This window comes from Prosthecobacter sp. (assembly GCF_049294395.1).
In the GTDB taxonomy this organism is placed as follows: domain Bacteria; phylum Verrucomicrobiota; class Verrucomicrobiia; order Verrucomicrobiales; family Verrucomicrobiaceae; genus Prosthecobacter.
Genome location: NZ_JBAQCR010000137.1, coordinates 1 through 7,511, shown reverse-complemented (window position 1 = coordinate 7,511; position 7,511 = coordinate 1). Strand labels below are relative to the sequence as shown.

Annotated in this window: 8 protein-coding genes and 2 pseudogenes; 6 read left to right on the top strand and 4 right to left on the bottom strand. The window is 58.8% G+C overall.

What is annotated here, in order from left to right:
- On the top strand, positions 1 to 257 hold a 257-nt coding region (locus tag WAW39_RS09160), incomplete at its 5' end, for a transposase (protein ID WP_422318005.1).
- Here the strand turns inward: WAW39_RS09160 and WAW39_RS09155 are convergent.
- The 4 genes from WAW39_RS09155 to WAW39_RS09140 form a co-directional block, all read right to left on the bottom strand.
- Positions 247 to 507 carry a hypothetical protein gene (locus tag WAW39_RS09155; RefSeq protein ID WP_422318003.1) on the bottom strand — a complete coding sequence of 87 codons (261 nt, stop codon included), beginning with the start codon at positions 505 to 507 and terminating at the stop codon, positions 247 to 249. The genes WAW39_RS09160 and WAW39_RS09155 overlap by 11 nt on opposite strands.
- 314 nt (positions 508 to 821) lie before the next feature.
- Positions 822 to 1,811, bottom strand: coding sequence for a DUF3500 domain-containing protein (locus tag WAW39_RS09150; RefSeq protein WP_422318001.1), 990 nt, complete (start codon positions 1,809 to 1,811; stop codon positions 822 to 824).
- Positions 1,812 to 2,132: 321 nt separating this feature from the next.
- On the bottom strand, positions 2,133 to 2,891 hold the full coding sequence (panB, locus tag WAW39_RS09145; RefSeq protein ID WP_422317999.1) for a 3-methyl-2-oxobutanoate hydroxymethyltransferase: 759 nt from the start codon (positions 2,889 to 2,891) through the stop codon (positions 2,133 to 2,135).
- Positions 2,892 to 2,893: 2 nt separating this feature from the next.
- Complete coding sequence (locus WAW39_RS09140; protein ID WP_422317997.1) at positions 2,894 to 3,421, bottom strand: hypothetical protein; 528 nt, start codon at positions 3,419 to 3,421, stop codon at positions 2,894 to 2,896.
- 119 nt (positions 3,422 to 3,540) lie between these two features.
- Between WAW39_RS09140 and WAW39_RS09135 the strand changes: the two genes are divergently transcribed.
- The 5 genes and pseudogenes from WAW39_RS09135 to WAW39_RS09115 all read left to right on the top strand — a co-directional run.
- Positions 3,541 to 3,765 (top strand): hypothetical protein, encoded by a 225-nt coding sequence (locus WAW39_RS09135; protein ID WP_422317995.1) that lies wholly within the window; start codon positions 3,541 to 3,543, stop codon positions 3,763 to 3,765.
- A 188-nt stretch (positions 3,766 to 3,953) separates the two neighbouring features.
- Positions 3,954 to 5,288: an MFS transporter gene (locus tag WAW39_RS09130; protein ID WP_422317993.1), complete on the top strand. Its 1,335-nt coding sequence runs from the start codon at positions 3,954 to 3,956 to the stop codon at positions 5,286 to 5,288.
- 84 nt (positions 5,289 to 5,372) lie between these two features.
- Positions 5,373 to 5,636: pseudogene (locus WAW39_RS09125) on the top strand (amino acid permease); the annotation flags it as partial.
- A gap of 31 nt (positions 5,637 to 5,667) precedes the next feature.
- Positions 5,668 to 6,831 carry an APC family permease gene (locus tag WAW39_RS09120; protein ID WP_422317991.1) on the top strand — a complete coding sequence of 388 codons (1,164 nt, stop codon included), beginning with the start codon at positions 5,668 to 5,670 and terminating at the stop codon, positions 6,829 to 6,831.
- Positions 6,832 to 7,084: 253 nt separating this feature from the next.
- A pseudogene (locus WAW39_RS09115) lies at positions 7,085 to 7,511 on the top strand (hypothetical protein); the annotation flags it as partial.

The following is a 7,511-nucleotide window of genomic DNA, read 5'->3' as shown; positions in this document are numbered from 1 at the left end:
ACGAAGCCTGGCGCAAGGCGGTGATGCGCAGCAGGCTTGAGCCGTTAAAGAAGGTGGTGCGTCTCATCGACGCACATTGGCGCGAGATCTTCAACTACATCAGACACCGCATCACCAATGCTGCGAGTGAAGGCCTCAACAGCCGCATCCAGTCCATCAAAAGCGCCGCCAGAGGGTTCCGCTCATTCGCCAACTACCGCATCCGCATCTTGTTCCATTGCGGCAGACTTGATCTCAAGCCCGCCTTCACCCATTAAAACCCGCTTTTAGTGCCTCATCCCACCAGCGCCAGTATCCAACTAACGGCTTTTCGAGTAACGGATGTTCAGCGAGCAGACCGAGGGGGGCATATAACGTTTGTATCCAGTTGCCAGTGAATTCGGGAAGCCAGTGGTTTCCATATAATGCTGTGACCGGACCTGAGCTGAGGACATAGATTGCCGGTGCTGCCAGCAGCCAAAGTGGCAACTTTATCCAGCCCAGCCTTGCCGTAGATTGCTCGCTCATGCGTAATGTTACCGCTCCCACCTCAGGGGGCAAGGAGAAGCGATGTCACGAAAAAGACAAAAAAGATTCCAGGCATGAATGTCACTCGGTTAAGGCCTGTCATCGTGGGTTTTTGATGATGTCTGAAAGTTGCCGGTAAAGGTGCGGCTTTTGGAGAATGCTGCTTTCGTGCGACGATGCGGGCGCGTGCATGCTTGGGTGCTGAATGAGCTATCTCTATCCAAGTCGGCGAAGTCGTGCCTGATGGCTGAGATTGTTTGGCTGCAAAAACAAGCTTACTGGCGGCTGCGGCGCTCCGAGACTTTAACAGCCTGTTAAACCGGCAAATGGAAGTAGCCGTGGATATGAGGGTGGCCGCGGAAGTACCAGACGAAGTCGGGGCTTTCGATCTGCCAGGTGTCCCAGACTTTGTCGGAGGCGATGTCGTATTTGCCGCCGTAGCAGGAGATGAAGAGGCGCTGGACGAGGTTTTTGTCCTCGATGGTTTTCATGGTGGCGGCGACGTCGTCGGGGCGGAAACAAACGAGCATGCGGCGCATGGTTTCGAGGAGCTTGGCCTGCTGGTCTTTGGTGAGATCGGCTGCGCTGAGGCCGGGGAGGTCGGTCTTGCGTTTTTCGATGACTTTGGCGGGGCTTTCGTCGCGGGGTTCGCGGCCGACGAGGATTTTTTCCTGCTGCTTGCCGTCGAGGGCCTGGACGAATTCATTGAAGACGAGGCCCTGATACCAGAAGGGGTTGCCTTCGTGGTCTTTGGTCTCGTTGAAGGCTTTGGCGAAGTTGCCGTAGAAAATGGGGCGGCCGCCAAAGCCGAGGCCTTGATCGGTGTGGGCGTGGCAGCGGCGGGTGACGTGATGGCCGGTGTAGATGAACTCGAAGTCGGGGTCGGCGGGGGTGCCGAAGAAGCCGACGGAGGGTGTGTTTTTGATGTTGCCCATCAGGTCCTTCTGCACCTGCCAGTTCATTTTTTCGCGGTGGTCGGGATGATGAAGGGACTCGAAGATTTGCCGGACGAGGTCCTGCTGATCTTTGGTATAGAAGGTGTGGAGGCGCTGATCGGGGCAGATGTACCACCAGTTGCTGACGTAGCCGCGCTGGGGGTGATCGAGCGGGAGGACGATTTTTGAATGCTGCTCTTCGGTGAGGCTTTTGTAGAACTGGGTGGGCAGGGAGTCTTTGGCTGCTGCTGGCGTGGTCGCGGCCCGGAGGGATGGGAAGGCGGTGAATGCGGCGGTGGCTCCGAGGGTGCGGAGGATCTCGCGGCGGCTGAGGAACTTCCGGTCGAAGGGAGCGAGGAGGGAATTCATTCCTTATTTTCTCAGAGACGGCTGGAAAAGACCAGAAGGAATTGGCAACGGAGGTGCGGGATTGCTTGAACAGCAGAGCCGCTGAACTCAAGGCGGCGTGATGATGGAACGGAGAGTCACGGCGGAAAGTTATTTTGGCGAAGCGTGACGCTGTGGCCGTTCGTCCAGAACCGCCTGAAGGCGGAACTACAATACGTACGCTGGGTTTGCGATGTTGGGGGGCGAAGAGGTGGGCAGTTTTCGCAGAGCAACTGAACTCAAGGTGACTTGAGTGCGGAGCGGAGAGTCTTGGTGGAAATTATTCGTGAGAGGCCGGGCAACTCAGGACTGCACGTCGGCCATGTATTCGCGAACGGCGCGCAGGGTTTCGCCTGCGACATCGGCGCGGGCTTTGGCAAAGGGGGGGCGGAACCAGGGGAAGCTGCCGAGGAGGTCCGGGGTGACGAGGACCTGGCCGTCGGTGTCGGTGCCGGCTCCGATGCCGATGGTGCTGGATTTGACAAGGCCGGTGATCTGGGTGGCGACGGCGGGGACGATGCTTTCCAGGACGATGGCGACGGCTCCGGCTTGATCGATGGCCTGGGCGTCGGCGAGGAGGTGGTCGATGGATTCGGCGGTCTTGCCCTTCTTTTTGTAGCCGCCTTCTTCCTTCACGCTCTGCGGGAGCATGCCGATGTGGCCGACGAAGGGAATGCCTGCGGCGATGATGGCGCGGATCTGCGGGAGCATGCCGACGCCGCCTTCGAGCTTCACGCAGGCGGCACCGCAGTCCATGAGGCGCCGGGCATTGGCCACGGCCATTTCCGGAGTGAGGTAGCTGGCAAAGGGGAGATCTGCAATGACGGGGGCGCGGGTGACGCCACGGCAGACGGCGGTGGTGTGGTGCAGCATCATTTCCATGGTGACGCCGGTGGTGTCTGGCATGCCGAGGACGACCATGCCGAGGGAATCGCCGACGAGGAGGAGATCCACCCCAGCGTCATCGAGCATGCGGGCGGTGGGGTAATCGTAGGCGGTGAGGACGGCGAGCTTGGGGCCGCAGGCTTTGCGCTGCGGGAGTTGGGAAAGGGAGGTCAGCATGACTAGGCGATGACGTAGCGGGGGATCTTGTTTCGTTTGAGCAGGATGAAAGCGAGCAAGGGATAGAGCAAACCGAGCGCGATGCCGATGTAGCCGGAAGCGAGGGTGACGTTTCGCGTGGTCTCAAGCATGGCGGGATTTTTTACCTGCTGCAGGGTGTAGGCAAGGGTGAAGGGCAGGGTGTAGGTAATGGTGAGCCAGGCGGTGAGCAGTGCAGCGGCGATGCCATAGAGGGCGCAGGCGAGGGCGGCTTTGCGAGCAAGTGCGCTGAGGCGGAGGAGGCCGACACCGGAACCGAACTGAACCAAGGCGTAAAGGAGGCCCGGGAAAAAGAGGACCCGCATGTAGGAGGCGTAGGTGGGATTTCCGCGCATCATGTCCGCCATGAACCCGGTCTGGCCTTCGAGCGGGGCAAAGCAGACGCTGGAGTTCTGAACCATGCTGACGAGGGTGAAACTGCCGAAGAGGATGTACAAGCCGCCAATGACCTGAAAGAGGGTGGTGGACTGGGAGGGCGGGGGGGATTCCATGGGGGGACCGCACTAGGGCAGGCAGGGCAGGTGATGTCACGCTGAAAAATCATGCGTGACAGATCATCGCCGATGTCATTGAATAACTCCCAGTCTGCTTTCAACCAACCTGACCAACCATGAAAACATTGCTGACCCTTCTCGCCTTCACGGCCTCTTTGACGCTCAACAGCATCGCCGCTGATCCGCCTGTGAACACCGAATGCCCGGTGTGCCACAAGGACGCGCGTCTGATTTTCCGCAGCAATACCAAGGACGGCAAGCGAGTGATCTTCGCCACGGCGGAGTGCAAGGACAAGTTCGACAAGACTCCGGCCAAGTATCAGGTGAAGCCGAAGTCCTGAGCTGGACGTGGAGTGATGCGAACCTTCGGGTGATGTGATGCGTCTGGCAGTGAGCCTGAAGGCACTCACGCATCATGCGCTGGATGTGTGTGGATGCTCGATTCCGCTTTTGATGGACGGGATCGAGTGATTCCTCATTCCGTGCTTGAGCGGTGGATTGACCGACGGATAGACTGCGGATTCATCTCATGCCATCCAGCCTCCCGGACCCCACCTCTCACACCGCGGCACTCGACCGTGCACGCCGCAAAGCTTACTGGCATCTGCTGCCGCTGCTGTTTGTCAGCTACATGATCGCCTATGTGGACCGGCAGAATGTGGCGGTGGCGAAGCTGACGATGACGCGGGATCTGCCGGGCTTTGACAATGCGGTGATCGGCTTCGGTGCGGGGATTTTCTTCCTGGGCTACTTCCTGCTGGAGATTCCGGGGACGCTGATGGTGGAACGCTGGAGCGCGCGCAAGTGGATCTGCAGGATCATGATCACCTGGGGGGCGATGGCGGGGCTGACGGCGGCGGTGACGACACCGTGGCAGTTTTACACGGTGCGCTTTTTTCTCGGGCTGGCCGAGGCGGGCTTTTTCCCGGGCGTGGTCGTTTACCTCACGCACTGGTTTCCCAGCCGTGACCGGGCTCGTGCGCTGGCCACGTTTCTCGTGGCCACGCCGATGGCGCAGATTGTGAGCCCGAAGATTTCAAATGCGCTGCTGGAGATTGGCTCAGATGCGGCACATCCGCCGGTACTTGGCATGGTGGGCTGGCAGTGGGTGTATGTGTTCTGGGCGCTGCCTGCGGTGGTGCTGGGTGCCTTTGTGTTTTTCTGGCTGGTGGACCGGCCCAAGCAGGCGAAATGGCTCACGGAGGAAGAGAGCACTGCGCTGGAAGCGGAACTGGAGCGCGAACGTGCGGAGACGCGCAAGGGCAAACGCATGACGGTGATCGAAGCCCTGCGGCACCCGAAGGTGCTGCTGCTGGCGCTGGTTTATTTCTGCACCGTGACCGGCAGCTATGGCATTGAGTTTTTCATGCCGAGCATTTTGAAATCCTGGTATGCGATGGACATGAACAAGCTGACCTGGCTTATCATGCTGCCACCCGCCGTGGCCATGTGCGGACAGCTTTTCATGGGCTGGAGTTCAGACCATTTCAAGGAACGCCGGTGGCACGCGGTGCTGCCCATCGTCATGGGTTCGACGGCGCTGGGGCTGATGCCTCAAACGCAGGGCAATCTGGTGCTGACGATGGTGTGCCTGATGACCGCCTTTGCCGGCTTCAAGAGCTACATGCCGGCCTTCTGGGCGCTGCCGAGCATGTTTCTCACCGAGTCCGCCGCTGCAGGCAGCATCGGCTTGATCAATTCGATTGGGAATCTCGGCGGCTTTCTGGGGCCGAATGTGCTGGGCACGGTGGAAAAAATGACGGGGTCGTTTGTGGGTGGATTGTACTATTTGTGCTGCTCGATGCTGGTGGCCGCCACGATCATTTTTAGCTTTGGGCTGGGAAAAAAAGAGACTGTCAAATGACGTGTTATTTGGCAGTCGTACTGGCACTTTTAATGATTGCGGCTTTGTGCGCGTCTTCACATACTCGCGCCGCTTTCCCGCATTATGAAAAAAGGTCTCTTCAGCACCAAATCCACTTCGCAGCTCATCGCTGAGTCTCAAGATGAATCCCATGGTCTGAAGCGTGTGCTTTCGCGCTGGGCGCTTGTTTCACTCGGCATTGGGGCGGTGATCGGAACGGGTATCTTTGTGCTGACCGGACATGCGGCGGCGGACTTCGCGGGACCCGCTGTTGCTTTGTCCTATGTCCTTTCCGGGCTTGGCTGTTTGTTCGCCGGATTGTGTTATGCGGAGTATGCGGCGGCCATTCCCATCGCAGGCAGCGCCTACACTTATTCGTATGCGACTCTGGGGGGAGCTGGTGGCGTGGCTCATCGGCTGGGATTTGATTCTCGAATATCTGTTCGCAGCGGCCACAGTCGGGGTGGGCTGGTCCAAGCATTTCACCCCGTTCATGAAGGATTTCTTCAACGTGGAGTTGCCTGAGCAGTGGTGCCGAGCCCCCCTGGACTACATTGACGGGCACATCACGCACACGGCCAATTATGTGAACATTCCTGCCATTTTGCTGATCTGGATCATCACGGCGCTGCTGGTCGTGGGCATCAAGGAATCCGCGAGTTTCAACAATGTGATGGTGGCGATCAAAGTGGTGATCATTCTGATGATCATCGGTCTCGGCTGGGGCTACATCAACTCCGCGAACCTGACGCCGTTTATCCCGGAAAACACGGGGGAATTTGGCAAGTTCGGCTGGAGCGGTGTTCTCAAAGGCTCTGCGGTGATCTTCTTTGCTTACATCGGTTTTGATGCGGTCTCGACAGCGGCGCAGGAGACGAAGAATCCGCAGAAGGACATGTTCTGGGGGATGATCGGCTCGCTGGCGATCTGCGCGGTGCTGTTCGTGGCGGTGTCCATCGTGCTTTGCGGCATGGTGAACTACAAGGAGCTGCATGTGGATGCCCCGGTGGTGTACGCGCTGGAGAAGGTGGCAGGGGACAGTTTGAAATGGCTGCGCATGGCGGTGGAAATCGCGGTGCTGGCGGGTCTTAGTTCGGTGATACTCGTGCTGCTCATGGGCCAGCCTCGTGTGTTTTTTAGCATGGCCAAGGATGGACTGCTGCCGCCGATGTTTGCCAAGGTGCATCCCAAGTACGGCACGCCGCACATCACCACGATCGTCACGGGACTGGTCTGCTCCTTGCTGGCGGGCTTTCTGCCACTGAATTTGCTGGGTGAACTGGTGTCCATCGGCACGCTGATGGCATTCAGCGTGGTCTGCATTGGTATCATCGTCCTGCGCAAGACCAAGCCCGACATGCCGCGGCCTTATCGCACGCCATGGGTGCCAGTGGTCCCTCTTATGGGAGCGAGGATTTGCGTGCTGCAAGCGTGCTCTCTGCCAGCGGATACTTGGATCCGTCTCTTTGTGTGGATGGCCATTGGCCTCGTTATCTACTACTTCTATGGCATCAAGCACAGCAAGCTGCGAAAGGAGTCTTGAGACTGTGTTTTGCAGGCTAGGCCACGGACCTATAAGCTGGCATATTTTGCAATGCGGTCTGGCGGTTGGTTGAAAACTCGGGAAACTTGGCGGGGTTTACTGGTTAACCGTCATGTCCCCCACTCCTGATGACTTCAAACATCGCCCAAGGGCAGGTGATGAAGAGTCTGGGAGGAAGTCGGAAATGCAAGAGAGAGCGAAGGTTCCTGCTCTTCCTCCTGTAAAGGCGCTGCCGAAAATTCGGCGCAGTGTCATGTCTCACGTGCAGGCTCCACCGGCAGATACCTGGCGGGTACGCTGGGACAAATGGGGTGGGCGCTCGCTGGCTTTGAGCATTGTCGTGCATGTGCTGATCCTGAGCGCTGGAGCCCTGATCGTGGTGCATCATGTCACGGACAGGCAGCTGGACTTTGTTCCAGGAGGCGGTTCCGTTCAGGGAGCGCAGGCGGAAGAGGCGCTGCAGCACAAGATTCAGCAGAAGAAAAATCCGTGGCTGAAAAAGGCGATGCCCAATCGCAAACTGGCGGTGGCCAACAGCATCAAGGATGTGATGGTGCTGTCGGAGCTTCCGGACATGCTCGATTTTTCGCCGCCGTCCAAGCCGATGGGTGGCGGCGGGGCGGTCAGCGGAGGATTTGGCCTGGCGGGGGCGGCGGGAGGTGTGGGCACCGGGGTGGGGC